The organism is Corynebacterium sp. ZY180755, assembly GCF_054331495.1.
The window spans coordinates 2,027,235-2,054,065 of record NZ_CM135811.1 but is presented as its reverse complement, the minus strand read 5'-3'; the positions used below and the strand labels follow the sequence as shown (position 1 = coordinate 2,054,065).

At 55.4% G+C, this 26,831-nt stretch carries 27 protein-coding genes and 1 tRNA gene; 17 read left to right on the top strand and 11 right to left on the bottom strand.

From position 1 onward, the window contains the following. Positions 1-15: 15 nt before the first annotated feature. Together ACXM2N_RS09385 and ACXM2N_RS09380 are read left to right on the top strand one after the other, a co-directional pair. Entirely contained in the window at positions 16-426 is a 411-nt protein-coding gene (locus ACXM2N_RS09385) for a hypothetical protein (protein WP_458488085.1), read from the top strand. A gap of 24 nt (positions 427-450) precedes the next feature. Continuing rightward, positions 451-819 carry a DUF3817 domain-containing protein gene (locus ACXM2N_RS09380; protein ID WP_458488083.1) on the top strand — a complete coding sequence of 123 codons (369 nt, stop codon included), beginning with the start codon at positions 451-453 and terminating at the stop codon, positions 817-819. 40 nt (positions 820-859) lie between these two features. Here ACXM2N_RS09380 and nagB read toward each other — a convergent pair whose 3' ends face one another. Next, positions 860-1,636 carry a glucosamine-6-phosphate deaminase gene (gene nagB / locus ACXM2N_RS09375; RefSeq protein WP_458488081.1) on the bottom strand — a complete coding sequence of 259 codons (777 nt, stop codon included), beginning with the start codon at positions 1,634-1,636 and terminating at the stop codon, positions 860-862. A 15-nt stretch (positions 1,637-1,651) separates the two neighbouring features. Then, the gene (locus ACXM2N_RS09370) at positions 1,652-2,773 is read right to left on the bottom strand and encodes an N-acetylglucosamine-6-phosphate deacetylase (protein ID WP_458488079.1); all 1,122 of its coding nucleotides are present in this window, start codon (positions 2,771-2,773) and stop codon (positions 1,652-1,654) included. Positions 2,774-2,952: 179 nt separating this feature from the next. Here ACXM2N_RS09370 and ACXM2N_RS09365 point away from each other — a divergent pair, with 179 nt between their 5' ends. Both ACXM2N_RS09365 and ACXM2N_RS09360 read left to right on the top strand, forming a co-directional pair. Further along, positions 2,953-3,900 (top strand): ROK family protein, encoded by a 948-nt coding sequence (locus ACXM2N_RS09365; RefSeq protein WP_458488077.1) that lies wholly within the window; start codon positions 2,953-2,955, stop codon positions 3,898-3,900. Positions 3,901-3,984: 84 nt separating this feature from the next. After that, on the top strand, positions 3,985-4,710 hold the full coding sequence (locus ACXM2N_RS09360; RefSeq protein WP_458488075.1) for an N-acetylmannosamine-6-phosphate 2-epimerase: 726 nt from the start codon (positions 3,985-3,987) through the stop codon (positions 4,708-4,710). A 21-nt stretch (positions 4,711-4,731) separates the two neighbouring features. Here ACXM2N_RS09360 and ACXM2N_RS09355 read toward each other — a convergent pair whose 3' ends face one another. The 6 genes from ACXM2N_RS09355 to ACXM2N_RS09330 all read right to left on the bottom strand — a co-directional run bounded on the left by ACXM2N_RS09355 (position 4,732) and on the right by ACXM2N_RS09330 (position 12,080). Beyond that, positions 4,732-5,517 (bottom strand): sulfite exporter TauE/SafE family protein, encoded by a 786-nt coding sequence (locus ACXM2N_RS09355; RefSeq protein ID WP_458488073.1) that lies wholly within the window; start codon positions 5,515-5,517, stop codon positions 4,732-4,734. After that, entirely contained in the window at positions 5,514-6,722 is a 1,209-nt protein-coding gene (locus ACXM2N_RS09350; RefSeq protein WP_458488071.1) for an anaerobic sulfatase maturase, read from the bottom strand. Before ACXM2N_RS09350 ends, ACXM2N_RS09355 begins: the two co-directional genes overlap by 4 nt. Before the next feature lie 3 nt (positions 6,723-6,725). Continuing rightward, a complete protein-coding gene (locus ACXM2N_RS09345) occupies positions 6,726-7,838 on the bottom strand; it encodes an ROK family protein (RefSeq protein ID WP_458488069.1) in 1,113 nt (370 codons plus the stop codon). A 186-nt stretch (positions 7,839-8,024) separates the two neighbouring features. Next, positions 8,025-9,545, bottom strand: coding sequence for a sulfatase-like hydrolase/transferase (locus tag ACXM2N_RS09340; RefSeq protein WP_458488067.1), 1,521 nt, complete (start codon positions 9,543-9,545; stop codon positions 8,025-8,027). Between the two features lie 37 nt (positions 9,546-9,582). Next, positions 9,583-11,043: a sugar porter family MFS transporter gene (locus ACXM2N_RS09335; protein ID WP_458488065.1), complete on the bottom strand. Its 1,461-nt coding sequence runs from the start codon at positions 11,041-11,043 to the stop codon at positions 9,583-9,585. 338 nt (positions 11,044-11,381) lie between these two features. Next, positions 11,382-12,080: a FadR/GntR family transcriptional regulator gene (locus ACXM2N_RS09330; RefSeq protein ID WP_458488063.1), complete on the bottom strand. Its 699-nt coding sequence runs from the start codon at positions 12,078-12,080 to the stop codon at positions 11,382-11,384. 127 nt (positions 12,081-12,207) lie between these two features. Between ACXM2N_RS09330 and ACXM2N_RS09325 the strand changes: the two genes are divergently transcribed. The 9 genes from ACXM2N_RS09325 (at position 12,208) to ACXM2N_RS09285 (ending at position 22,460) form a co-directional block, all read left to right on the top strand. Continuing rightward, entirely contained in the window at positions 12,208-13,080 is an 873-nt protein-coding gene (locus ACXM2N_RS09325; protein ID WP_458488061.1) for an alpha/beta hydrolase fold domain-containing protein, read from the top strand. A 285-nt stretch (positions 13,081-13,365) separates the two neighbouring features. Beyond that, positions 13,366-14,142 carry an alpha/beta fold hydrolase gene (locus tag ACXM2N_RS09320; protein WP_458488059.1) on the top strand — a complete coding sequence of 259 codons (777 nt, stop codon included), beginning with the start codon at positions 13,366-13,368 and terminating at the stop codon, positions 14,140-14,142. 38 nt (positions 14,143-14,180) lie between these two features. After that, a complete protein-coding gene (locus tag ACXM2N_RS09315; protein WP_458488057.1) occupies positions 14,181-15,743 on the top strand; it encodes an ABC transporter substrate-binding protein in 1,563 nt (520 codons plus the stop codon). Between the two features lie 383 nt (positions 15,744-16,126). Further along, the gene (locus tag ACXM2N_RS09310) at positions 16,127-17,074 is read left to right on the top strand and encodes an ABC transporter permease (RefSeq protein WP_458488055.1); all 948 of its coding nucleotides are present in this window, start codon (positions 16,127-16,129) and stop codon (positions 17,072-17,074) included. 3 nt (positions 17,075-17,077) lie between these two features. Next, positions 17,078-19,162: a dipeptide/oligopeptide/nickel ABC transporter permease/ATP-binding protein gene (locus ACXM2N_RS09305; protein WP_458488053.1), complete on the top strand. Its 2,085-nt coding sequence runs from the start codon at positions 17,078-17,080 to the stop codon at positions 19,160-19,162. Positions 19,163-19,165: 3 nt separating this feature from the next. Beyond that, entirely contained in the window at positions 19,166-20,011 is an 846-nt protein-coding gene (locus ACXM2N_RS09300; RefSeq protein ID WP_458488051.1) for an ABC transporter ATP-binding protein, read from the top strand. A gap of 20 nt (positions 20,012-20,031) precedes the next feature. Then, on the top strand, positions 20,032-20,952 hold the full coding sequence (locus ACXM2N_RS09295; RefSeq protein ID WP_458488049.1) for a dihydrodipicolinate synthase family protein: 921 nt from the start codon (positions 20,032-20,034) through the stop codon (positions 20,950-20,952). 252 nt (positions 20,953-21,204) lie between these two features. After that, positions 21,205-22,203, top strand: coding sequence for a DUF559 domain-containing protein (locus ACXM2N_RS09290; RefSeq protein WP_458488047.1), 999 nt, complete (start codon positions 21,205-21,207; stop codon positions 22,201-22,203). A 74-nt stretch (positions 22,204-22,277) separates the two neighbouring features. After that, on the top strand, positions 22,278-22,460 hold the full coding sequence (locus ACXM2N_RS09285; RefSeq protein WP_458488045.1) for a hypothetical protein: 183 nt from the start codon (positions 22,278-22,280) through the stop codon (positions 22,458-22,460). 126 nt (positions 22,461-22,586) lie between these two features. On the opposite strand, the gene bcp is transcribed toward ACXM2N_RS09285, so the two are convergent. After that, a complete protein-coding gene (gene bcp / locus ACXM2N_RS09280; protein ID WP_458488043.1) occupies positions 22,587-23,054 on the bottom strand; it encodes a thioredoxin-dependent thiol peroxidase in 468 nt (155 codons plus the stop codon). A 113-nt stretch (positions 23,055-23,167) separates the two neighbouring features. Here bcp and ACXM2N_RS09275 point away from each other — a divergent pair, with 113 nt between their 5' ends. Beyond that, complete coding sequence (locus ACXM2N_RS09275; RefSeq protein WP_458488041.1) at positions 23,168-23,449, top strand: DUF3618 domain-containing protein; 282 nt, start codon at positions 23,168-23,170, stop codon at positions 23,447-23,449. A 148-nt stretch (positions 23,450-23,597) separates the two neighbouring features. Here ACXM2N_RS09275 and ACXM2N_RS09270 read toward each other — a convergent pair whose 3' ends face one another. Continuing rightward, positions 23,598-24,170: an isochorismatase family protein gene (locus ACXM2N_RS09270; RefSeq protein ID WP_458488039.1), complete on the bottom strand. Its 573-nt coding sequence runs from the start codon at positions 24,168-24,170 to the stop codon at positions 23,598-23,600. Positions 24,171-24,368: 198 nt separating this feature from the next. Between ACXM2N_RS09270 and ACXM2N_RS09265 the strand changes: the two genes are divergently transcribed. The 3 genes from ACXM2N_RS09265 to ACXM2N_RS09255 all read left to right on the top strand — a co-directional run bounded on the left by ACXM2N_RS09265 (position 24,369) and on the right by ACXM2N_RS09255 (position 26,583). Further along, a complete protein-coding gene (locus ACXM2N_RS09265; RefSeq protein ID WP_458488037.1) occupies positions 24,369-25,613 on the top strand; it encodes a glutaminase in 1,245 nt (414 codons plus the stop codon). A gap of 64 nt (positions 25,614-25,677) precedes the next feature. Beyond that, on the top strand, positions 25,678-26,313 hold the full coding sequence (locus tag ACXM2N_RS09260) for a hypothetical protein (protein WP_458488035.1): 636 nt from the start codon (positions 25,678-25,680) through the stop codon (positions 26,311-26,313). Between the two features lie 78 nt (positions 26,314-26,391). Then, positions 26,392-26,583: a hypothetical protein gene (locus tag ACXM2N_RS09255; RefSeq protein WP_458488033.1), complete on the top strand. Its 192-nt coding sequence runs from the start codon at positions 26,392-26,394 to the stop codon at positions 26,581-26,583. A gap of 125 nt (positions 26,584-26,708) precedes the next feature. Here the strand turns inward: ACXM2N_RS09255 and ACXM2N_RS09250 are convergent. After that, positions 26,709-26,781: transfer RNA gene (locus ACXM2N_RS09250), tRNA-Lys, on the bottom strand. Positions 26,782-26,831 lie beyond the last annotated feature (50 nt).

The window sequence follows — 26,831 nt, the reverse complement described above, 5'->3', positions numbered from 1 at the left end:
GTACAATTCCGGATTGTGAGTTCCGAGAGTGCAATCAAGAAACCACGCCGGTTTAAAGTCAAGGCGTGGCACGTCGTGCTTCTCGTCATAGCGGTGCTGTGCACCTTCGGCCTAGCGTACTGGCAGTGGACTAGGTTCCAGTCTGGTTCCGGCACCTTCCAAAACCTCGGCTACGCATTCCAGTGGCCCCTGTTCGGTGCCTTCTTTGTCTACGCCTACAAGCAGATCTTGGCATATGAGAACGACCGCTATGATGCCATCACGGCGGAGGATGGCGCTGTAGATTCGCAGACGTACGTCGCAAAAGACGTGCAGGATAGTGCGGCGACCAGCATTGATGAGGATTTCCTTCCCCAGCGGCCACAGATCACCGTGGAGGACTTTAACAAGATGAACTCTCCTCAGCGTCGCCGTAACCACCAATAAGACAACCCCAGCAATAGGAAATTTATGACTACCCCTACTTCCCAGCAGGCAGTACACCCCGAGCGTAAGAAGCGCGTCAAGAGCGCGTTGACACTGTTCTCCGTGGCGGCATGGGTCACCGGCGTGTGGCTGCTCCTGCTCGTCGCCCGTATGGTGCTGGAATACATCTTTGGCGTGGACATCCCAACTTGGGCAACGTACATCGGCCAAGTTCACGGCGTCTTCTACATGCTGTACCTGGTGGCAACCCTGAACTTGGGAACTAAGGCACGCTGGGAGCCAACCAAGTGGCTGATCACCGCGCTGGCTGGCACCATCCCGTTCTTGAGCTTCTTCGTCGAGCACTGGCGCCGCAACGAGGTAGTGGCTCAGTTCCAGCTGGACCGCCCATAACGATTAAATCCCCGAGGAATTTTCCTCGGGGATTGTGCTTTTAGTGCTCCTGCCAGCTTGGCTTCTTCTCATCCGTGTACCGGTAGTACTCCAGATTCTCCAGCTTGCTTGCGGCGGCCTCGTCCACGATTACGGTGGCGTGTGGGTGCCACTGCAGTATCGACGCTGGGCAGTGGGCCGACAGTGGGCCCTCTGCCAGGGCCTTCACGGCGTTGGCTTTGCCCTCGCCTGTGGCGAGCAACAGCAAGTGACGGGCACGCTGAATCGTGCCAAGGCCTTGGGTGAGGACATGCTGTGGAACCTCGTCGGCGGAAGCGAAGAAGCGGGCGTTGTCCTTGATGGTCTGCGGGTGCAGTGTCTTCAAGCGGGTGACCGAATTCAAGGAAGAGCTTGGCTCATTAAAGCCGATGTGGCCATTGGTGCCAACGCCCAGGATCTGAATGTCTACGCCGCCAGCCTCAATCATGGCGTCCTCATAAGCCTGCGCGGCTTCTGCTGGGTGTGGGGATGTGCCATCGGGGGACTGGACCAGCTCATCAGGAATATCCACGTGTGACGTGAAGTTCGCGCGGATGAATGAGTAGTAGCTCTGCTCGTGTTCACGAGGCAGCCCTACATACTCATCCAAGAGGAAAGCGCGGCAGTCCTTAAAGCTCAGGCCCTCCTCTTGGTGGCGGCGGATCAGCTCCTTGTAGGTCTCAACTGGGGTAGAGCCAGTGGCCAGGCCCAGCGTCTTGCCGCGCTCCACATACTTCTGGAGGATGTCCGCGGCAAGGTGTGCTACTTCATCGGTGGTCTTGCGGATCAGGATTTCCATGAGTTTCCCTTCAAATTACAATTCTGTTGCGCCAACGAGCACCTGCTCCACGGCGCCGTTAGGGGTGAGTCCGACGAGGTTTGCCTTCTTGCCTACCGCGATGTCGCCGATGGTGTCGTCGCCAAGAACGTGGGCGGCGGTAGTGGACGTAAACTGGACAGACTCCTGGTCATTGTGGCGCGCTGCAAAGCGCATGAACTGCTCGCGCAGTGTGGAGGTGCCGCCAGCGATCGCACCGGAATCGACGCGTGCAACGCGGTCGGTGACGGTGACGTTCAGCTGCCCTAGGCGGTACTGGCCATCCGGCATGCCTGCGGCCTCCATGGCGTCGGTAATAGCAAACGCCTTGTGGTTGAAAGCCAAGTCCACGGTGCCGTCATGAAGATGGACCCCATCTGCAACGAGCTCGAGGCTGACTTCTCCGCGTTTAGCGGCGGCGATCAAAGCGCCCACAGCGCCTGGTTCGCGGTGGTGTACCTGAGGCATGGCGTTGAACAGGTGCGTCGCGGTGACGGTGACACCCAGCTGCATCGCCTGGGTAATGACCTGGGCGGTAGTGGCAAAGTCCGCCTCCGTGTGGCCTAGGGACGCAATTACGTTGTACTTCTTACATACCTCAAGGAGCCCTTCAACATTGGCGGTCTCCGGGGCGAACGTGATGGACCGCATGTGGCCGCCAGCTGCCTCGCAGACCTTGGCAAAGAAATCAGGGTCTCCAGGGACGATGCGGGAAGGATCCTGTGCGCCGCACTTGCACTGGGAAATGAACGGGCCCTCCATGTGAATGCCCGCAACGTAACCGGCCTCAGTGAGTGCGCCAAGAATCTCCGCCTGAGAGCTGAGCTCGTCGCACGTGCCAGATACCATTGACGCTAAAAGGGTAGTAGTGCCTTGACTGCGGTGATAGGAGGCTGCTGTGACACAATCCTCGTAGGTTCCGGTGGGGAAAGCTCCACGGTTGCCACCGTGATTATGAAGATCAACAAAGCCGGGAACCCACGTCAGCGTGTGATCTGAGGTGGCATCGAGTTCCTCAATGGCGGTGATCAGGCCGTCTTCCATTGAGACTCGTGCGTTTTCGAAGGTACGTGAGGCAGTGATGACTTTGCCTTCTACGTAATTAATCTGATTGCCCATCAGCTTTCAACAAGCCTTTCTCGGTGAAATATTTTGTTTTTCTTTACGGGCATTTACGCTCACACCCTATAATACTACAGGTATGATGTATGATGTATCATAACTTATAAATACGCTTCCTTCCACGTTATTTAGTAAAAAATTGCGTTTACTTCCCCAAGAAGAAAGGACCCCAAACCATGAGCACTGCAACACTCGCGCTCGACATTGGTGGGACCAAAATCGCGTACGGAATCATCACAGACGATGACCCCACGCACGTGATCGCCGAGGGCCGCGTTCCTTCCCAGCCCGCCAACGGATCAATCCAGGAACAAGTAAAAGTAGCCGTCCGCGAAGCCGCCGAATCCGCCACCGTCTCAGGGATCACCATTGCCCGCGTCGGCATGGGCGCCCCCGGAGTCATCAACGCTCCAGCAGGGGAAGTAACCTACAACGGTCCCACCATCCCAGGATGGCGAGGAACCAACCTCACGCAGCTAGTTCACGAGGTCATCGACGTCCCCGTAGCCTGCCACAATGACGTAAGAATCTGGGCCTACGGCGAACACCACCTCGGCGCAGGAACTCAGCTTCACGGACGAGTCCTCTACATCGCTCTGGGCACCGGCGTAGGCGGAGCAGTAGTAGACAACGGAGAACTCCTCTCAGGCCCATCAGGGTCCGCGGGCGAAGTATCCGAGCTGGTATGTGCAGACTTCCGCGGATACGCGGACAGGGCGGAAAACATCGCCTGCGGCCCATCCTTGGCGCGCTACTACCAAGTGCTTTCCGCCAACCCAGACGCCGGTCGCATCGAATGGACCTCTCCACAGGACGCCACCATCGACCTCCGCGGCGTGCTGGACAAAGCCGACAACGGTGACGCCCTCGCCAGAAACATCCTCGACGGAAACCTCGCCGGACTGGGCCGCTGTCTCGGGGCCCTGACAAGCGCCTTCGATCTCTCCGGAATAGTCCTGGGCGGTGGCGTCGTAGGAATCGGCGCGCGTATCGTCGAACCCATCGAGCGCGGAATCCGCGAAACCGCACTGGTTCCCAACAAAGACATCCCAGTACTCACCAGCATGCTCACCGGAAACGCACCACTGATCGCCGCAGCGCAATACGCACGAGACAACGTCTAGCGAGGCGACGCCTCGCGCGGCGGCGTTTCCTGCGGCGCTGTTTCGCGTCGCAAAGCCAAGCGTGACAAAGAAAAAGGAGACACCATGACCTACACCTTCACCGCAACCAACCTTGCGGACAAGCGCGCAGAAATCATCGACCTCGTGCGAGGCAAACTCATCGTCTCGTGCCAAGCGCCGGATGGTCACGCCATGCGCGACACCCACACCCTGACCTACGTGGCAAAAGCGTGCGTAGACGGCGGCACACCCGCCATCCGCTGCGGCGGCTACGGCGGGCTGGAGGACATCTCGTCCATTTCCTCCGCCTGCGACGTCCCAATCTTCGGCCTGACCAAAGAAGGCACCGTGGGCGTCTACATCACCCCAACCAAGAAGTCCGTCGCTGACGTCGCACGCGCAGGGGCGGCGGTGGTCTGCGCTGACGCCACATTCCGCGAGCGCCCCGACGGCTCCAGCTTCAAAGACCTGGTTGAGGTGGCACATGAGGAAGGCGTCCTGATCATGGCCGACTGCGCCACCCCTGAGGAAATGAAGGCCGCCTACGATGACGGCGCCGACATCATCTCCACCACACTCGCCGGCTACACCGAGCACCGCGAGAAGACCGCAGGTCCGGACCTGGACTGCCTGCGTGAGGGCATCAAGCTCATCAACGATGACTCCGCCTTCATCATCGGCGAAGGACGCTTCCACACCCCAGCCGACGTAGCCCACGGCATCCTGGCCGGCGCCGACGCAGTCATCGCAGGTACCGCCATCACCGACCCAGGCTGGATCACCAAGCAATTCGGCTCACTCCTCAACTAGCACTCCGCAACGAGTAGCCCTCTAATAGCCAAGGACAGTGCCCACGAACGTTACTGCCGCAACAGCGCCCAGTAGCGCCGCAAAAACCGCAGTGAGCACATAATCCTTGGCGTTTTTGGTGAGCTTTGGCCCGATCACACCACCGACCATGGAGCCGGCGGCAAAGACTGCGATGACACCCCAATCGACGCTGATGTCTGTGCCCACCCTGGACAACAATCCAGAGGCGGAAGCAATGACCATAACCACGAGACTCGTGGATGCAGCATCCTTAATCAGGAAATGAAGAACCAGCATCAACATAGGAACCACGACAAAGCCGCCACCCACACCAAAGAAACCAGTGAGAAAACCTGTCACCGTTGCCGCTAGAAATACAAGCAGCCAGTTGGTTTTCACCACCGGCTCAGGAGCGAGCTTCTCCTTCACCTCACTCGCGGCTTTCTGCTCCGCCACGGCGCGCCTGACCATCGTTGCGGAGATCACGCACAGCAAGGCACAAAAACTCATCATGAGTACCGTGGCGTCCACCCTCGCATTCAGGCGAGAACCCACAAACGATCCAGCCACGGACAGCAAGCCAAACAAGACGCCATCCGGCCAATGCACAGTACCGCTACGCGCATGAGATATCAGTGACACCAACGCGGTCAAGCCCACAATCACCAGCGACCCTGCTGCCGCATCGTGGGGAGACTGCCCAAGTAAATACACGAGCACAGGGACGGACAAAATGCCGCCACCTGCCCCCAAAGCGCCCACAATAACGCCGATGACAATACCAATGAGTGAAGCGAGAACAATCACGGCTTCGTACCTCTGCTCATAATCTCCGCCGCAGGGCGCCCAAAGGTGACAAGGCGCGCCATTTCTAAAACATCGCCACGGATATGGGAATAAAACGAGTAAAACCCCTCGCAGAGATAATTCACACCGTCATCACCACAACGGTCCTTAGGGCAACCACCATGACAGAACTTCCGCACTGGGCACTCCTGACATTTGACGGGCAATTCCGTGTTCTTCTTCCGAGCAAAACGCTGCATCGTGGGAGTCTCAACCAAGCTCGGGAAATCGCTGACGTGGACGTTACCGAGCAACCAATCCGGCTCCACCCAGTGATCACAGGCGTAAACATCGCCATTGAACTCCATCGCCACATTGTTTCCGCACTCAGGGGCATGCACGCACAACGGGTGGATGTTGAACATGGCGGACAGAGCGGCATCAAAATCTGATACGAATACCTCTCCCACGTCGTTGCTGATCCACTCATCGAAAACATCGATGAGGAACTGCCCATACTTCTTAGGCGTCACGCTGCGTTCGGACACGTAGTCACCAGATTGCGTGTACAGGAAACTGCGAGAAGACCAACCATCGTGAGCTGCACCCAATTCCTCCTCGGTAAAGCGCTCTACGATGGGAATGAACTGCATAAAGCTTGCGCGCAATTCATCACGGAAGTACCGGTACACCTCAAGGCCGTGATCCTGATTCGCACTGTTCACAGTGCACAAAATATTGGTGCGCACCCCATGCCGGCGCAGGATCTCGTAACCGCGGATCACCTGGGCGTGCGTCGCGCGATCCGCGCGATTGACACGGTACGTGTCATGAAGCCGTGCAGGGCCGTCAATAGAGACGCCGACCAAAAAATCGTTCTCAGCGAAAAAGGCCGCCCACTCATCGTCGATAAGCGTCGCATTGGTCTGCAACCCGTGGCGCACCCGCTGACCTGGGCGACGATACCGCTTCGCAAAAGCAACCGCGTCACGATAAAAATCAACGCCGCGCATCGTCGGCTCGCCACCCTGCCACAGCAGAGTAACCTCCCCGTCCTCAGACGCCGCTAAGAAATTGCGGACATACGCCTCAAGAGTATCCCGCGACATCAACTGCCGCTTCTCATCGTAAAGAAGATGCTTAGACAAGAAAAAACAATACTTACAGTCAAGATTGCACGCAGCACCAGTAGGTTTAGTAACCACCGACAACGGAATGCGTCTCATCAATCATCTCTCCCCGCACGGAACCTGAGACAGAAAGCCGAAAGCTGCCCACACCGCACCCCGCGCGCTCAGCAACGGCTCAGAATCAGCCTCCTCGACAGTGATCTCACTCAGCAGCTCCGGCATCAGCCGAGAATAAGTTTCCAAGCGAACAAGCTCAGTAAACTCACGAATCCTAGAAGGAACCTCACCACCAATCGTGATGGTCTCCGGGGCAAAAAGCGTGATCGTAGTGGCCAGCGCACGCCCCAAGGCAATCGCCGCATTATTGACCACGCCCACCACATCCGGATCCCGGTCATAGAACCGGCGGACAACCCCATCGAAATCAACCTCGTCACAACGACGGCACAAGCTCTCAATACGAACCAACGTCTCCACACACCCCAGCTGGCCACAGTGACAACGCTTAACACTGCGCGCATCAAGCCCCGCCTCAACATGCCCCAGCTCACAAGCCAAAACGTGAGCAAGACCTACATCATCACTGTGAACAAAACAGCCACCAACACCACCAGAAACCCGCACATACAGATGACGACAGGCCCCATCCGCGCACCGAGCAGCTTCCGAAAGACCAGACATACATACTGTGTTGTCGAACAGAGTAGGCACATCCCAAAAGGACGAAAATATCGCCTGCAACTCACGCAACAACTCATCGTTATAAAAACGGGAATTCCTCTCCGAAACCGGGTGGGCACCAAAAACGATCCTCCGAACGGGAAACGGAACACCCACACCAAGTACCGCCACGGAGTCAGAATTAATCCCAGACATACTCATCTTGAGCCTCAACCGAGAACAAAGATCGTGGCAAATCCGCGCCCAATCCCAACCGGAATACACATGCTCCAGCTCGATCAAGGTACGACCCGCACGGTCAACAACAATAGCCGTAGACCGAGAACGCTCAATGTCCAAGCCAATGGCGTAAGCCATATCATCCCTCAGACTTAGCACCCCCACGGGCTTGCCTCGCTGTGGCCGAGCCTTCGTAGCTACTTGCTCAATAAAACCCTTATCCAGCAAATCAATGAGTGCGCGCCCCAACACTGAACGCGACACCTGCAAAGCAGTACACAGCTCACCACGAGTAGCCGGAGCTGCCGCCAAGAGCTGAACTATCTGATCTGACAACGGGGGAGAAACGGATATCAAAGGAAACCTAGAACTCACGGAATAGCCTTTCCTTAAGGCAATCGGATCGTTGGTTTTCATATTGCCCACTCTTGACCCCAGCGGTGATAAAAGAGAAGAAAATCACCCTGGGGTTCAAGAATCAGCAACCTTGCTCGAGGCTTACTCAGCCATAACTTCATCAAGATCGGAACGAGCCGTATTGACCAGCGGGACATCAAAGTCCGTCATCGCAGCCATCCACTTAGCAAAGGAGTGATCTCCATGCTCGCGCAGCTGCTTGTACAACTCGGTCGCTAGCTCCCTACGTACATCGTCATACACCGGTGAGGTGTAGACGTTATTCATCTCAGATGGGTCATAGCGCAGATCGTAGAGTTCATTAATCGACTCGTGCGAGACAATCAGCTTGAACTCATTGGTACGGATCATTCGCTGTTGAAGAGGGAAGTGATGCCCGTGGAACTCACACACGATATTCTCTCGCCAATCATCAACATCATCCCCGCGGGTCAGATCCACAATGGAACGGCCGTCCTCCACCAAAGAGGTGTCCAAGCCGGCAATATCAAGAACCGTGGCCGGGAGATCGATCAGAGACATGAACTTCTCACTTCGGCCGACCTTGGATACGCCTGGGATGTGGGCGATGAACGGAACATTGTAAATGTCGTCGTACATGGCAGGGCCCTTATCGTTCAGGCGATGGGAACCAGTAAACTCGCCGTGATCCGCGCAGAAGAACACCGCAGTATCGTCCAAGATGCCCAGCTCCTTCGCGGCATCGATGATGCGGCCAATTTCAAAATCGATCATGGCCACATAACCCCAGTACACCGCGATGAGCTTCTTCCACTGCTCATTCGTAAACGATGAGGTAGACCAGTACGTTGCGTAATTCTGCTGGATAGGCGGCTTGCCAATCAGTGAATCACCAAAGCTCTCCGGCAGCGTGACATCGTTAGGGTCGATCAAATCAAACCATTCATCCGGCAGGAAGTACGGCAAATGCGGACCAAAGAAGTGAACATCCAAGCTGAACGGCTTACCAGAATCCTTCCAGTCCTTGGCATATTCGCGCAGCTTCTCAATTGAACGATCCGCGATGAAGCGCTCAAAGGTGGCCTCCTCCGGCTGCTTCAGCCGCGCGGCAATGATGTGGCCGTCGCGGTTGCCTGGAAGCTTGCCGCGCCAGAAGTCATGAGCCTTCACCGGCGGGAGGTTGTTCTCCTCCAACCACGCGACGTACTTCTCGTTCGCCACGGGATTCTCCGCGCCCCAGTAGGAATCATCGTCCATTCCGAACTTATCCGGAAGGTTCGGGCCACAGTGGTACTTTCCGACGATACCCACGTTGTAGCCGTGGTCACGAAGCTCCTGAGTGTAGGTCCACGCATCCAGAGGAATCTCCGTGCCATAAGCGATGTTCCACTCCGGATTGGCGAGAACCTGGTGCTTGATGGGCAGTTTGCCGGTCAGCAAGGAGGCGCGCGCCGGGGTGCAGATCGCGGTTGGGGTGTAGCAATTGGTGAAAGCGAAACCCTCCTCACCGAACTTATCGATCACTGGAGTCTGGGCGTGGGGGTTGCCTAGACAACCGATGGTGTCCGTTCGATGCTGATCCGTCATGATGACGAGGACGTTGCGGACGTTATCAGGGATATCGCGCTTAGTAGCAGACATGGTGCTGGCTTTCTTGGAAGAAAAATCGTTTCAGTGATTACTTGTCTTGAACGAGATTGTTCATATCCTCCAGGTCCTTACCGGAGGTCTCCTGCAAGTACTTCGCGGTGAATGCGACGGCCAAGACACCGAATGCGCAGTAGATCCAGTAGGTAGCTGATGGGGACCATGCGATGAGGTAAGGGAACAGAAGTACCACGAGGAAGTTGACGAAGAAGTCCGCTCCGCTGGCCACGCTCATCGCACCGCCACGAATATTGTTCGGGAACATTTCGCCCATGACGATGGAGAAGATAGGTCCCCACGAGGACGTGAATCCGAGGAGGAAGCAGCACAGTGCACCAACGGCTACGACACCGAGGACCGGGTTCTGAGAGATATCCGGTTGACCGTCGACGGTAGGTGCGATGGTAAAGACCGTTGCCACAACTGCCAAGGAGAGGAAGATCAGGGTGCCGCCGTAGATGAGCATGTTCTTACGGCCAACTTTGTCAACGAGCAAGATACCGGTGGTGACGCCGATGATCTTGAACACGGATAGGACCAGTGTCTGCTGCAGCGCCATGTCTTCGGTGAAACCAACCGCCTCAAAAAGCGTATTGGAGTAGAAGAAGATGCCGTTAGTACCCGTGAGTTGCTGGAAGGCAGCGATTGCGACGCCAACAAGAACAAGGCCGCGCCACTTGGAGTTCATGATCTGGCGGATGGAGAGCTTCTCCACGGTTTCACCAAAGGATTGGCGGATGGTGACCACGCGCTCCTGTGCCTGGTCTGGCTCATCGCCTGTTACTCGTTCGAGGATCTCAGCAGCTTCTTGGTCCCTTCCGACAGAGACCAGGTAACGAGGGCTTTCTGGCATCATGCGGGTCAGGACTAGGTAGAACACCGCAGGAATGAGCAAGCATAGGAACATCCACTGCCATGCTTTGAACCCTAAGGCTAATTCCTGGGTGGAGGAACCTGCGAGCCGGGTTACGACGAAATTAATGATTGCCGCGAACAGTAGACCCAAGATGATGGCGAGTTGTCGGAAAGCGATGAGGCGACCACGGATCTTGGCGGGCGAGATCTCTGCAACGTATCCTGGCGCGATAGTGGTTGCCACACCGAAGCCAATACCGCCGACGATACGGGTCAAGATGAGGAAGAAGTAACCGCCGAGCCATGGGGAGAAGGCGCCTAGAACTGCCTCGAAAAGCAGGAAAAGACCGCCCCACATAAGTGTGGTCTTACGACCTATTTTGTCTGAAATGCGGCCTGCGCCTAGTGCGCCGATGAAACCGCCAAAGATGCCGGCGGCGCCTGCCAAGCCTTTGGCGAAATCACCAAGCTGGAATTCAGTGCCAACGGCATTGATTGCACCGTTGAGGACCATGCCCTCAAAGCCGTAGAAGAATGGGCCCATCGTGGCCATGATTGCGAGAGTTGTCGCGTACTTGACTGCCTTTTGCTGTTTTGGCGTCATCGTTTCAGCAGCGACATTCGAAGCGTTAGACATTGCGTCTCTTTTCCTTGATTACGGATCTCCAGCCTCGCCGTGATGAGGTTGGAGAGCTTCGCCCTTTTCCTGACGCAACGTGCGAGCGTTCTGGCAGGTTAGGGGGCTTTTGTTGTCAAGGTTTAGCTTAGGAATGGATAATTACGCCCGTACTGATGGTCATTAAAACGCTGGCGCTAGAGTTTTGTGGGCACTAGATGGGGGCAATTCTGTGTGTTAAGTCATATGCGGAGGCTCTTCGACTAGTGGTCTGGGGGTACTAAAAAAGGGGTAGAAGCTACCCCTAAGTTGTCGGACGACTGTCGTATTATCTCTAGCGTGCTGCTAGCTGTGCGGCCCTATTTTTGCGCGTTCGCGATGGTGCGCCGAAGCGGCGCGTAGTGTTCGTCGACAAGCTGCTGATAGCGCTCGGTGTTGCCGGCGCGGAGCGCCTGGATCATGGAGGCGTGGGCCTGGATGGTGATGCTGATGTCGCCTGGCATGACCACTTTAAGGCGTGGCATGAGTGCCATGTGGATCTCCCAGAAGGCGTCGGAGAGTTCCTTCATGATGGAGTTGTGGGTGGGCTCGATCAGCTTCTGGTGGAACAGTTTATCCTGCTGGTAGAAAGGCTTTCCCTCCTTGTGGTGGGCGTGCATATCGTCCACGATGGCCATGATTTCTGAGATGTCTTGGCCCTTCCATGCGTCGACAAGCTCGTCGGCGAGGGAATGATCTATAGCGCTGCGAAGCTCCACGATCTCATCGAGGGTGTCGAGCGATTTTTCTGATCCCAAGATCGTGCGCAGGATCATTCCTTTGATGAGTGGCTGCAATGACATGTTGGATACGAACGTGCCGTGGCCGTGGCGTACCTCGATGATGTCGAGCGAGCTCAGTGTGTGAATTGCCTGGCGAATGGAGGTGCGAGATAGCCCCAGTTGTTCGCAGAGGAAGGCTTCGCTGGGGAGCGGGTCTCCGGGGGTAAGGCCTTTGTCTTTAATGAAATTAATGATGCCGTCTTGAGCTTGGCTTGATGCGCTTGCGGTCTTGTTCATGTAAAAAGACTCCTTTGCGGACCTTGGTTACGCCCGATGGTGGATCAATTGAGGGGTGAAGTGGTGGTGCGGGGCGAAGAAGCAACCTAAACTAGATTCATCATACATCATATGACTGTGGCCCCTAATGGCCACCACCGAGAAAGCTGCACATTTGATGAATTACTACATTCAACCTGAGCTTTTAGCCAATTGTCGTGCTCCGGAGCAGACAACGTGGAACATTAATGCAATGCGAGCGGAAGCGGATCGCATGTTTGCTAACGCCCGAGATTGGGGAGCGCGCATCCTCGATGTGGCCGGTATTGAGGTCAGGATGTTCTCCGCTTCCAATCCTGAACGACTGCTCATTGCCCCGCATGGTGGTGGCTACGTGGCTGGGCGTGCCCGCTTTGACGACGAGCGCAACGCCTTCTTGGCTGAGCGTTTCCAGGCGGTGGTGGTCTCGCCGGAGTACCGGCTCGCGCCTGAGCATCCTTTCCCTGCGGGAAAGGAAGATGTGCTCACCGTGGCCCGGTGGGCAATGGGGGAGTTTGCTCATCTTCCAGCGTTCTTTTATGGGGATTCCGCTGGATCAGGTCTCAGCTTTAGTGCTGCATGTGAGCTAGATGGTCTTGCCGGATTGGTGCTGCTGGAACCCTGCTTGGATCCATCGATGGCTTGTGCGTCCTACATAACCCATGCTGACGGGCCGGTATGGACGAAACAGGCTGCGGTGTTTGCGTGGCGGGCGTACGTGGGTGACAGGGAGGCGATTGACGTGATGCCACGCGTGGATGACATAAACCCTGAAGTGTTCCCGCCAACGCTTGTGGTGGTGAATCCGGTAGATCCACTGCGCGATGAGGGGATTGCGCTCGCTACTGGTCTGGTTGATCGTGGGGTGGAGTGCTCCTTGCATATGTGGGAGGGAACTTTCCATGGGGCATTGGCCTACCCAGTGGATTCTTGGCGCGAAATGAACGGCGTTATCGGCAGGTTCTTCTCCCTTCATTCTTAAGGATGCGTGGGATGGCGGGGGTAGTTTTCCTGTTCGGGGAAGTGGATTTTCTGTATGCAAGCGCCTTCATTCGGTTAATTGTATGACGTCATATAATGCGCTTTTGGGCGAGCTGAACTGCGAAAAGATTGAAAACCCTCCGGTTAGGGCGGGGGTAAATTTCTCAGGAACAAAGATTCCGTATGATGTCATACCTATAATAGGGGTTGGTCACATAGGCATAGGAAATGTGATCGAGGTCCAATTTAATTGCGTCAGCTGTTCACCCCTGTAGAAAGGCACATCATGTTGCACTACGCAGTAAGCGGAGATCCCAACGCCCCGTTGGTCGTTTACCTGCATGGTGTGAACAACTCGTCTCTCTGGTGGGCTCCGCTTATTGACAAGCTGGGTGAAGGATTCCACAGCGTCACCGTTGACGCCCTTGGTCACGGCCAGTCCCGCCGCTTTACCGACGCTGAGCTAGAGCGCCCATTTGAGGCAAGCGTTGATCAGGCAGTAGAACTCATCACCTTTGTTAGCGAACTGTTTGGCAAGAAACCACTGCTTGTAGGGCATTCCATGGGCGGTGCCATTGCTACCGCTATCGCCGTACGGCATCCAGATATGGTTCGCGGTCTCGTCCTAGCGGATCCGGCCTGGCTGAATGAAGAGTTTGAGGCTTTCTACCGCGCCCAAGCTCCAGACGCATACCTGCGCGCCAAGCGGTGGGCTGAGGATCCCGCTGGAGCTATCGCGGAGAACGCGGCGAAGCGCCCGTGGAGCATGCGTGAGCACATTAACTGGATTTATGGCCAAGCCAATGTGGACTTAGACCTAGTTGCTACGGGTGAGGTCAGCTTCCAAGACAACTGGCTAGACATGGTGTCCCAGATTTCGGTTCCCACCACTGTTGTGACGAGCGACGGACAGGACTGCATTGTTGGTGCTGAGGGCAAGCGTGAGGTTGATGCTCTGGGCAATCAGAATGTGACCGTGCTGCTATTGCCGGGCGGTGAGCACTCAATTGTCCCAGAGTTCCTTGACCAGTTTGCCGCCGAGATTATCAAGCTTCATAAGTGAATAGGAATTTCCAATATCCCCTTTACAGAGAGGAAGTCATGTTTCAACGTAAGCGTGCACTGACAGCAGTGATTGCTGCTGTCGCTCTGACCCTCAGTGCCTGCGGTGGCTCCGATTCTTCAACTGATTCGGGCGCGGCTGCTGGCGGAGGCTCCGGCAACGGCCAGATCACCATGGGTGTTGCGTATGAGACCACCAACTACCACCCATCCACTACGTCTTCTGCTCTTGCCATGGGTACCAACTGGCATGTGGTTGAGGGCCTCTACGAGTTCGATATGAGCAACTACGAGGTCTACCCTGCGTTGGCAGCTGATGCTCCTACCGCAGTTTCTGACACCGAGATGGAGATCAAGCTTCGTGATGGGGCTAAGTTCTCGAATGGTACTGCTGTCACCACCGCCGACGTTGTGTCTTCCTTCGAGCGTGCGATGACTGAGGGCAACCTGTACGCCACTATGCTTGACTTCATCGATACTGTTGAGGCTAAGGACGACACCACTGTCACCATTAAGCTGAAGGAGCCTTTCTCCTTGGCTGAGCAGCGCCTTGCTATTGTCAAGATCGTTCCTGAGGCAGCTACCGATGATGAGCTGACCTCTATGCCAATCGGTTCCGGCCCATACAAGTACGAGTCCATCACTGACTCCCAGGTCACCGCTGTTCCTAATGAGAACTACAACGGTCCTAAGCCTGCCGGCGCGGAGAAGCTGGTGTGGGATGTTATCAAGGATGACACCGCTCGTACTACCGCTGGTACCTCTGGCACCATCGACGTCATGGAGGCAGTCCCTGCTGCCAACGCTGGAATGCTTGAGGCCGCAGGTATGACTGTCGACGAAGTTGACGGCTTTAACCTCCCATTCTTGCTGTTCAACACTGAGAAGGAGCCTTTCAACGATCCTAAGGTTCGCCAAGCATTCTTCTACGCGATCAACACTCAGCAGCTGATTGATAACAACATGGATGGCAAGGCTAAGGCTGCTAAGTCCTTCCTGCCTGAGTCCCACCCTAACTACCACGAGGCCGCTAACGTCTTTACCTACGATCAGGAAAAGGCAAAGTCTCTGTTGAAGGAGGCTGGCGTTGATGGCCTGAACATCACCCTCCTGACTACTGACCACCCATGGATTTCTGATCTGGCTCCTCAGATTAAGAATGACCTGGAGGCAGTGGGTGTTACCGTCAACCTTCAGACTGAGGCTTCTGCTTCTCTGTACTCCAACCACTTGGATGTTGATAACCCAACCTTCGATGTAGCTATTGCTCCTGGCGATCCTTCCGTATTTGGTAACGACCCAGCATTGCTGATCAACTGGTGGTTTGGTGACAACGTCTGGACCCAGAAGCGTACTTTCTGGCAGCAGAGCGACAAGGCTAAGTACGACGAGCTGCAGTCTCTGATCTCCGACGCCACCAAGCTTGAGGGTGATGAGCAGCAGCAGAAGTGGGACGAGGCATTGGATCTTATTTCTGAAGAAGTTCCAATCTACCCACTGTTCCACCGCACGATGATCACGGCTTACAACGCTAACAAGCTGGAGAACTTCAAGTCCATCGGTACCACCGGCCTGTGGGCCGTGGGTGCTGAGGTGAAGTAGCTACAGCAAAGTTGCTGAAGTAAGTTCATAAAAACTTCTCTGTAGAGATCCCTCACCTTGAGTAGCGTCACTAAAGGTGAGGGGCGGAGGAGAGCTAGAAGCTGGGATGCAATTTCCACACATATTCACCAAAGGGGCGTAGGTGGTAGCTGACTTAACTCGGATGATGCAGTGTCTACCACTTGTCTTGGAAATGTCCTGACAGTCTCCAAGAAATTCAGCTCAACTTGTTAGTCCAGGCAATCTTTGCGCCCCTTTGGGCATCCCTTTCCAATTGAATTCTGGTTACTGTGACGCCTCTTTTTAAAAAGTTAATAGCAAAATTATTGATTGTGAAAGCAGGGCACCACCGCTCTGCATCGTCTCTCAAGGAGTGCGTGTAAGTGAATAACTTGATACGACTCATTGGTCGAAGGCTGATCGCTCTGCCCATTATGGTTTTGGGCGTTACGTTCTTGGTTTTCGTCTTGATGTCTTTGTCCCCTATCGATCCTGCGTATTCTGCGCTCGGTGAGTCTGCTACCCCTGAGCAGCTTGAGGCTTACCGTGAGGCTAATGGTCTTAATGATCCATGGCTGGTTCGATTCTTCTCCTATGTTGGCGGAATGCTCCAGGGTGACCTGGGTACGTATGGTCAGAACAATCAGCTGGTGAGTGAGAAGGTGTTCGCGGCTCTTCCTATTACTATGCAGCTGACGTTCATCGGTCTGATCATTGCTGTTGTGTTTGCTTTCCCTTTGGGCGTGCTGGCTGCTCTGTACCGCGATCGTTGGCCTGATCAGGTTATTCGCCTGATTTCTGTTGTGTGCATCGCGATGCCTTCGTTCTGGTTGGCTATTTTGTTGGTCCTTGTTTTCATGGGCAAGCTTCCAGTTGCTGGTAATTTGCCTGCGCCGACGGAGGATTTTGGCGGCTGGGTTTTGCGTATGCTGTTGCCGTCGTTTGCGTTGGCGGTGCCGGTGATTGGCCAGCTGACTCGTGTGGTACGTACCTCCATGGTGGAGGAGCTGGATCGTGATTATGTCCGCACTGCTTTGGGTGCTGGTATTCCTAAGTCCACCGTTGTTTCCCGCAACGTGCTTCGTAATGCACTGATTACACCAGTGACGGTGCTGGGTTTGCGCGTTGGTTACCTGATGGGTGGCGCGGTTGTTATTGAGATTATTTTCTCCTTGCCTGGCATGGGCCGTGTGCTCATTGATGGCATCACGATGAACTGGGTCACGGTTGTGCAGGGCGCAACGTTGATGGTGGCTATTGCGTTCATCGTGGTCAACATTGTGGTTGACCTCCTGTACATCCTGATCAATCCTCGCATTAGGACGGTGTAATCGATGCGTAATACACTGGCTACCAAACTGTCTGATAAAGATACAGTCCATAGGTTTAAGGGCTGGAAGCGTATGAGCTTGGGCTCTAAGATCGCCACGATTGTGTTGATTCTTGTGGCGTTGTCTGCGATCTTTGCTCCGCTGCTTGCGCCTCATGATCCAACTGCTATTGCGCTGAAGTCTCAGCCGCCGAGTGGTGAGTTTCCGTTCGGTACTGACAACCTGGGCCGCGATGTTTTGTCTCGCCTTCTCTACGGTGGCCGTTACTCCTTGGCTGTGGGTATCTGCGCAACATTGGTTGCGTTGATCATTGGTGCGATCATCGGCTCCATTGCTGCGGTATCTCGTAAGTGGGTTTCTGAGCTGATCATGCGCATCATGGACGTTGTGATGTCCGTGCCTGGTATCGCGCTGGTTGCTGTTACCGTGGTTGTTTTCCGTGATCCTAAGCATCCTGAGTGGATGTTGGGTGTGATCATTGGTTCGATTGCGTTTGTTTACATTCCGCAGCTGACTCGTATTGTTCGTGCGAATGTGATGAGTGAGTACGGTGAGGATTACGTTAATGCGGTTGTTGTTTCCGGTGCGAAGGCTCCGTGGATTCTGATCAAGCATGTGATGCGTAACTGTGCGGCTCCGGTGTTGGTGTTCGCTACTGTGCTGGTTGCTGACGCGATCATTCTTGAGGCTTCTTTGACCTTTATTGGTGCTGGTCTGCAGGAGCCTATTCCTACGTGGGGTAACATTCTTTCTGCTGCTCAGCAGGGTGTTCTGCGTGGTGAGTGGTGGCAGGCTCTGTTCCCTGGTTTGATGATCATGCTGACTGTGTTGAGCCTGAATATCTTGTCTGAGGGTATTACGGACGCTATGGTTGCGGCTCCTAAGGGCCCTGTTGTTGATGATCACGACCCTGCTGCTGCGCGCGAGGCTGACAAGCTGCTGGTTGATCCAGTCAAGGCTTACGAAGTTCAGCATGCTTCTCTGGTTCAGCGCTTGGATGCGTTGCAGGAAGTGGAGACTAAGCGCACTGACCGTTTCGCACCGGCTCCTGGCACTAAGCCATTGCTTGAGGTAAAGGATCTGTGCATTAGGTTCCCACGCCATGGTGATGTGAACGTGGTGGATCACGTGTCCTTCTCTGTTCCTGTGGGTGAGACCATGGGTCTGGTTGGTGAGTCTGGTTGTGGTAAGTCCATCATGGCGCTGACCATCATGGGTCTGCTGGATCCTAAGGCTCAGGTTTCTGGTGAGATTTTCTACCAGGGCAAGGACCTGTTGAAGATGAGCCATGCTGAGCGCAATAAGCTGCTGGGCAATGAGATTGCGATGGTGTACCAGGATGCGCTGTCTTCTTTGAACCCATCGATGCTGATTAGGGCTCAGATGAAGCAGATGACGTCCCGCGGTGGTACTCGTAGCGCGGAGGAGTTGCTGGAGCTGGTTGGTCTGGATCCTAAGCGCACGCTGGATTCCTACCCTCACGAGCTGTCCGGTGGTCAGCGTCAGCGTGTGCTGATTGCTATGGCGTTGACTCGCGATCCTCAGTTGTTGATCGCGGATGAGCCTACGACCGCGTTGGATGTGACGGTTCAGAAGCAGGTTATTGAGCTGATTAAGGATCTGCAGGACAAGCTTGGCTTCGCCATGATCTTCGTCAGCCACGACCTTGCTTTGGTTGCTGAGGTTGCCTACTCCATCACCGTTATGTACGCAGGCCAGGTTATAGAGCAGGGTTCTACTCGCGAGATCCTCACGGATCCTCGTCACGAGTACACCCGCGGCCTGCTGGGTGCTGTGCTGTCCATCGAGGCCGGCTCCGGCCGCCTCCACCAGGTCCCTGGCACGGTGCCTTCACCTGCCGACTTCCCTGAGGGCGATCGCTTTGCTCCTCGTTCCTCGCACCCGTCGGTGGGCATCGAAACACCGCGCGTCATGCGCACGGTGCCTGGCACCTTCCATGTTTACGCTGATCTTCCAGATGAGCTGCACTACGCCGCCGAGCTCGAGCGCGCAGGCAAGCTCACCGGTCCTCAGCTTTCCGACGCCGACTACATCCAGATGGGCATCGATGCCCAAGCTAAGGGGTAAGCAATGTCTACTGAAGATCTCCTTCTGAAGGATCGTCCGCAGCGAGACCCTAACCAGCCGATCATTGAGCTGGACAACGTTCAGGTCCACTTCAAGGCCCGTACTGGTGGTATTTTCCGCCCGCACATTGTCAAGGCTGTGAACGGCGTGAGCTTGAAGCTCATGCCTGGTGAGACCATTGGTTTGGTGGGTGAGTCTGGTTGTGGCAAGTCCACTACCGCAAACGTGATGTGCGGTTTGCAGGCTCCTACCGGTGGCCACGTGTACTTTAACGGCCGCGAGGTGACCAAGCGTACGGCGGCGGACCGTCGCGCGATGGGTCGCGTGGTGTCCGTTGTGTTCCAGGATCCTGCTACTGCGTTGAATTCCCGCATGGTTGTGCGTGACCAGCTGCGCGATCCGCTGGATGTGCACAAGATTGGTACACCTGAGTCGCGTGAAGAGCGTGTTCATGAGCTCATCAAGATGGTGGGTCTGCCGGAGTCTGCTCTGGACGCACTGCCTGGTCAGCTGTCTGGTGGTCAGCGTCAGCGTGTGGCTATTGCCCGTGCGCTTTCTCTGAACCCGGATGCCATCATCGCGGATGAGCCAACATCCGCGCTGGACGTTTCTGTCCGCGCGCAGATTCTGAATCTCCTGACGGATCTGAAGGAACAGCTTGGTTTGTCCATGGTGTTCATTTCTCACGATATTCAGACTGTTCGTTACGTCTCTGACACCATCACTGTGATGTACAAGGGCGAGGTCATGGAGACTGGGCCTGCTCAGCAGGTTTTTGAGAATCCTAAGGACCCATACACCAAGAAACTCTTGGGCGCCGCTCCTTCGCTTCTGCACCCGACGCTCTAATTAGGAAAGGATTGTTCGTTATGTCTTCTACTTTCAAGGGCGTTGTTCCTCCGGTAGTGATTGCTCGTCATGATGACGGCACCCTAGACATGGAGTCGTATGCGCGCAACATCAACCGCATGATTGATGCTGGCGTTCATGGCTTGTTTGTTCTAGGTTCTTCCGGTGAGGGTGCGTTCGTGACCTTCGCTGAGCGTGATGCGATTGTGAAGGAATCCCTCAAGGTTGTTGATGGCCGCGTTCCGGTGATGGTTGGCTGCATTGAGACGCAGACGGCCAAGGTCATTGAGCTGGTTCACCATGCTAAGGAATGTGGCGCGGACGCTGTGGTTGTTACTGCTCCGTTCTACGCTTTGGGTGGCTTGCCTCAGATTGAGGAGCACTTCCGCCTCATTCACGCTGCAGTTCCTGACATGCCAATTTTTGCTTACGACATCCCAGTGTGTGTCCACTCCAAGCTGCCTTCTGCCATGCTGGTCAAGCTGGGCGTTGAGGGCGTGTTGGCTGGTGTGAAGGATTCCTCCGGTGACGACGTGGGATTCCGTAACCTTGTGCTGGAAAACCATGCTGCGGGTCATCCGCTCGCCGTCTTCACTGGCCATGAGGTTGTTGTTGATGGTGCATACCTGTCCGGCGCGGATGGCTCTGTTCCTGGCCTGGGCAATGTTGATCCTGCGGGTTATGTCCGCCAGTGGGATGCCTTCCAGGCTGGTGACTGGGCGCAGGTTAAGCGTGAGCAGGATCGTTTGGCTGATCTCATGTGGGTTGCCCGCCTTGCTACTTCCTGCCAGGGCTTTGGTGCCGGCGTGGGTGGCTTTAAGGTCTCCCTGAAGCTGCTGGGCGTTTTCGAATCCGCGAAGATGCCAGCGCCGGTCCCTCAACTGACTGAGTCTGAGGAGGGCTTGATCAGGGATATCCTTGTTCGCAACGGCCTCCTGTAGTTAAACAGTTGGGAAAATAGATGCCTTGAGCCCCTGCTTCCATCACCTTGGGAGCAGGGGCTCAGCGTTATCCACAGGCAGGGACAAGATTCTAAACTTTGGGCCCATTTTTGCGGTAAATTCCACAGATTTGGCCTCAAAGTTTAGTTTTTCCGAGTGTCTTCGAAAAACCCCATACCCTTAAACCTGCTCACCTTTCTATTAGTCTCTATCAGTGCAATTCGGGGCGGTGTGAGGACACGTTGATTCCCAGTGTTAGTTCATACCGATGACATTGGCCGCAGGAAGGCCGGAGTCCTTCTTCAACAGGGGAAGCTGGTTCGTCTCGCTCCTCAGTGGAGTGTGGATGGTGCGAGGTGGAGGGATGCTTATCCTCGTGATCGTTTTCTGTGGAGCGCTCAGGCTGTAACGCAGAAGTATCGAAACGCCGTTATTACTGGCCGTGCCGCTGCGGTATTGGCGGGCATCCCGCTGTTGGATTACTCCAGGTCTTTTGTGTTCCTGAAACTGAATCCTCAGGCCAGCCCTCATCAGCACATCACGTTTCGGAAGACTTCTCCATCTATAGTGGACAGGGCACAGACTCACTCCTTTGCCGTGATGAACAGCCGAGGGGAGCAGGAGGATCGTGCCTTTCGACTGACTCACCCGGCTGACACGGTGGCGCATATTGCGTTGTTGGATGGCTGTGAGCAGGCTGTGGTTGCTGCTGACTTTCTTCTGCACGAGCGTGTCATTACAGAATCTGAGATGCGGTCTATTGCCCAGGATTACCGCCTAAAACGTAACGTCCGCGTCCTACAGTCGGCGGTGGAACTCATGAGTGGCTCGTCTGAGAGCCCGCGGGAATCGCAACTCCGCCTGGGCCTCCTAGCCCTAGGCGCGGGAGTTTTTTGCGCCCAACCCAAGATCTATCTGGAGGATATTGGTGCTTACTATCGCCCAGATTTTTTATTCGTGGATCAGCTCGTGATCGTGGAGTATGACGGCAAATCTAAATACGAGCAGAATCCGCATGCGGCGGCGATGGCGGACATGGCGCGCCAACATGCCTTGGTCAATGCTGGCTTTACGGTGGTTCGCATCAAAGACTCGATGTTCAAGAACGGCTCGTGGCGTGGCGTTGTGCTGCGGGCGCTGAAGAACACCAAACGCCGGAAACCATGGGGTGCTTTCATCTACGATGACACCACCAGATTCGACTCCAAAGTGTTGCGGAAGTTCCTCAAGGAACAAAAATCTAAACTCTGAGCCGGTTTTTAAAGAAAAATACTCAAAAACACCCACAAAGTTTAGTTTTTTGTCCCTCCACTACACTCGTCCCCATGAGCATCTCCAATCACTTCGACGCTTACCTCGAAGCCCGCGGCCTGAAAGCGGACGTTGAGGTGATCCCGGACCACGCGTGTCAGGAATTCTTGCCCCAGCCCGGCTTGAACGTGCGCGTGGTCAAAGACGAGGATGAACTCTCCAAAGCCGAGGCCGTAGTGCGCGACCTCCTAGGCTAAATACCTCTCAGCACCATCCGGCCCAACCATCCGGCCGAACCGTCCTGCCGAACCGTCCGGGCCAATCATCCGGCCCAACCGTCCGGCCGGACCATCCGGCCTAAATCTGCCCAATGGCGTCTGTGCTTAGGAAAGTTCCCTGAGCACGCGGGCGACGTGTCCGGTGGCGCGTACGTTGTACATGGCTTTCTCAATCACGCCGTCATTGATGATGAAGGTGGAGCGGATGACGCCTTGCACGATCTTGCCGTAGTTCTTTTTCTCGCCGAAGGCGCCGTAGGCCTTCATGACTTCTTTGTTTTCGTCGGACAGTAGTGGGAAGTTCAGTTCTTGTTCTTCGCGGAAGCTGGCGAGTTTTTCTGGTTTGTCTGGGCTGATTCCAACGACGTCGATTCCGGTGTTGTTGAGGTCTGCTAGGGAATCTCTGAAGTCGCATGCCTCCTTGGTGCAGCCGGGGGTGTTGGCGCGTGGGTAGAAGTAGACGATGACGCGTTTGCCTGCGTAGTCGCTTAGGGAGACGTGTTCACCGCGGTCGTCGGTGAGGGTGAATTCGGGGGCTTTTTGGCCTTCTTCCAGACGGATGTTTTCACTCATGGGTTTCATGGTAGCTAAGTTTTGTGCACCACGACGTGCCGAAAAGGTGTTGTTGCGGGTATTGTTATTGGGAGTACTAATTTTGTGAACTTGAATAAGGGAGAATTTTCACCGTGGCACGCAGCATTGATGATATTCAGCGCGACATTGAGCGCACCCGCGCGCAGCTGGCTAGCACCCTTGATCAGATTGCTGATCGTTCCCAGCCGCAGGCGTTGGTAGATAACGCTAAGGGCCAGGCTAATGACATTCTTAAGGATCCTCAGATCCAGAAGATTTTGGCTGGCGTTGGCGCAGCGATTGTCACCCTGATCGTTGTTAGCGCAGCTCGCGGCCGTTCCAAGCGTAAGCAGCTTAAGGAGATTCAGAAGCTTCTGGCTGCTCGTCGTTCCTAGTTTTTGCTTTCAGCGCAACCGCACTTCCTGTTCTGGGGAGTGCGGTTTTTGCTTATCGACGTCACCCAAGGCTCCCGCGCCCAGGGCCCTGCGTCGGCTGGGCCGCCCGCCTCAGGGGCGGCCCCGACGGCACTACCGAGTAACAAAACTAAGCAACTGCAGCCCCCGCCGCTGCCATTTCTTCGAGCGCTGCCTGCCCAGCTTCCTCGGATACGGGGGAGCACAGGCGTTTGATTACCGTGACGCTAAAGCCGTCCTTCACTGCATCGAGGGCGGTGGCGCGGACGCAGTGGTCGGTGGCGATGCCGCAGATGTCTACTTCGTTGATGCCGCGGTCGCGTAGCCATTCGGCTAGACCCACGGCGTCATCGGTGCCGTAGGTGCCTGCGAGTACGCCTTCGAATCCGGAGTAGGCGGCGGTGTAGTGGCCTTTGTGGAAGGCGGCGTCGATGGTGGCGGTGGCTAGGGCGGGGTGTAGGGCGGCGCCGTTGGTGTCGGCTACGCAGTGTACTGGCCAGGTGTCTACATAGTCTGGGTTGTTGGAGAAGTGGGTGCCTGGGTCGATGTGCCAGTCTTGGGTGGTGATGATGCTGGTGTAGTTGGCGCCGTGGGTGAGTAGGTATTGGGCGATGTTGGTGGCGACGTCCGATCCACGCTCCGTGGCGAGTGAGCCACCGGGGCAGAAGTCGTTCTGGACGTCTACGAGGATGAGTGCTTTCATAAGTCCTGATTGTATAGAGGTGGGCGCTGCTGGCCCTACGATTTCATAGGCCACTTGCTCACCACCTCACACCGTCAAACATCCCACCCCACCCCAGGCCACACACGGCCCACCACAGCACACCATCAAGCAGCCCACCCCGCCCCGCCGGCAGCTGGTTGGCCATATTGGGGGTTGTGCACGCTACTGTAGGAGGTTATGAAGAGCCCGATTCCGCAGTATCTTGAGGATATTCTTGACCGCGTTCGTGACAACACTGATGGTGCTGTTGCGGACTATATTCCTGAGTTGGCTGATGCTGACCCGAACCCCTTGGGTGTTGCATTGTGCACAACTAGTGGGCATATGTATTCGGCGGGTGATGCTCAGACGGAGTTCACTATCCAGTCGATTTCTAAGCCGTTCATTTTTGCCCTCGCGCTGCAGGAGCTGGGCTTGGATAAGGTCAAGAATATTGTGGGTATGGAGCCTTCGGGTGAGGCGTTTAATGAGTTGAGTTTGGATGATGATGATCACCGCCCGGTGAATCCGATGATTAATGCGGGTGCTATTGCTGTTACCCAACTCATCAACGGCCCGGAGTCTTTGCCGGAGGATCGCGAGCGCAAGATTGTGGCGTATTTGTCGCAGCTTGCTGGTCGTGATTTGGCGGTTGATCAGGGGGTTAATGATTCTGAGTTGTCTACGGCGGATCGTAATCTTTCGTTGGCGCATATGTTGCGTAGTTATGACGTGATCCAGGATGAGGCCCATGATGCGGTGGGTACGTATGTGACACAGTGCTCGGTGCTGGTGACTGCCGAGGATTTGGCGGTGATGGCGGCGACGTTGGCTAATGGTGGTCGTCAGCCGGTGACGGGGGAGAAGATCCTTGATGCGGATGTGTGCCGTTTGACGTTGGCGGTGATGAGCAGTGCTGGCATGTATGATGGTGCGGGCCGTTGGATGGCTGAGGTGGGCATTCCTGCGAAGTCTGGCGTGGCTGGTGGTTTGATTGGTTCGTTGCCGGGTCAGATTGGTTTGGCCACGTTTTCCCCGCGTCTTGATCCGGAGGGTAATTCGGTGCGTGGTGCGGAGGTTTTCAAGTATTTGAGCCATGACATGGGTTTGCATTTGATGTCTACGGCGGATCGCTACGGTGTTCATGCCATCCGCGAGGTCCGCGAGAAGGGCAATGACATCATCGTTGACCTGCAGGGTTACATTGATTTCAATGCGGCGGAAACAATCCTGCACTCCCTGTCCGACCACGAGCTTGATGTGGACACGGTGGTGTTGAACTTCACGCAGGTGACGGGTTCCAACAAGATGGGTCGCCGCATGCTGAAGGAGGGGCTGTTCCGCTTGCGTCACGACACCCGCAAGATCGCCATCATCGGCGGTGACTTCTTCCATGACCCCACGCTTTCCGACGGCTCCGAGATCCCTCTTCGGGAACGCTAACCCGGGCCCGCCCGAGTTCAGCTGGGTTAAGATTGTTTTCAGATGTCCCTCTCAAGAAGGAAGTGTGTCTGTGAAGCGATACCTCGCAGCAACTGTCGTTTGTGCGCTTACTTTGACTGCCTGCTCAGATAGTGCCGATACGTCTACTACGCAGGAGCCGTCGACGAGCACGATCGCGGTGGAGGAATCCTCGGCCGCGCAGGTGAGCGAGCTCACTACCGCGCCCAGCGAGCGCACCACCACGGCGGGAGAGGCCGCCAGCAAGGACGTCACGCAGGCCATGATGATTGATAACGGTGACCTGATCTTTGTCCTTCCTAATGAGGAGGGCAGCTGCTGGTTCTATAACGAGTCCAAGGCTGGTCACGGCATGTGCACGGTTAACCTGACGAATCCGCCGCTGGTTCCCATGACGCCGGATACCTCAGACCAGGTGCAGCCCGCTAACGCCATTTCGTTTGATGAGGCCCATGGTGTTGGTTACGCGGTGAACGTGGCTATGGGGTCGGTGACGTTGCCGCCTGAAACCAAGAAGCTGAATAAGGGCGAGTTCATCGAGTTTCGTGGAATCCGCTGCGACGCGGTGACGGACACCTCAATTACGTGCAGCTTTAAGGGCCAGGAATTTACTTACGATTCGGGCACTGTCACCCCAGAGCTTGAGTACCTTTATGCCGGGGACGCGTTGCCTACGCAGTAAGAAAATCAAAAGTATCGCATCCCCTTTTGTCCATTAACCCGAGTATTCGCGGAATACCTCCTCTAGGAAGGTCACTGAATGAACAAGAAGTTTGAGAAATTTACCGGCGGCATGAAGCTAGGCATCGCTATGCTAGCAGTCGTAGTCATTCTCGGGATCTACATCAGTACCGCTGATGCTTCCGGATGGGTTCAAGCAGCTTCATTTCTAGCCTTTGCCGCAATCGTAATTTTATTCATCCGTATCACCGGAATTGGGCGAAAATTGTAGCATCAACATAAATGAGTCTCCAGTAGAATTTTCACTGGGGACTCATTCCATTTTGACCCTTAACCCTCTACTTGCTTGAACATGCGAGAAACCGGAGTGAAATTTCACTCCGGTTTCTCATATTGTGCGCCATCAGGGACTCGAACCCCGAACCCACTGATTAAGAGTCAGTTGCTCTACCAATTGAGCTAATGGCGCGTACCGTTGCTCGCTGCAACGAAGAAAAATATAACGCACATGATGGCTAC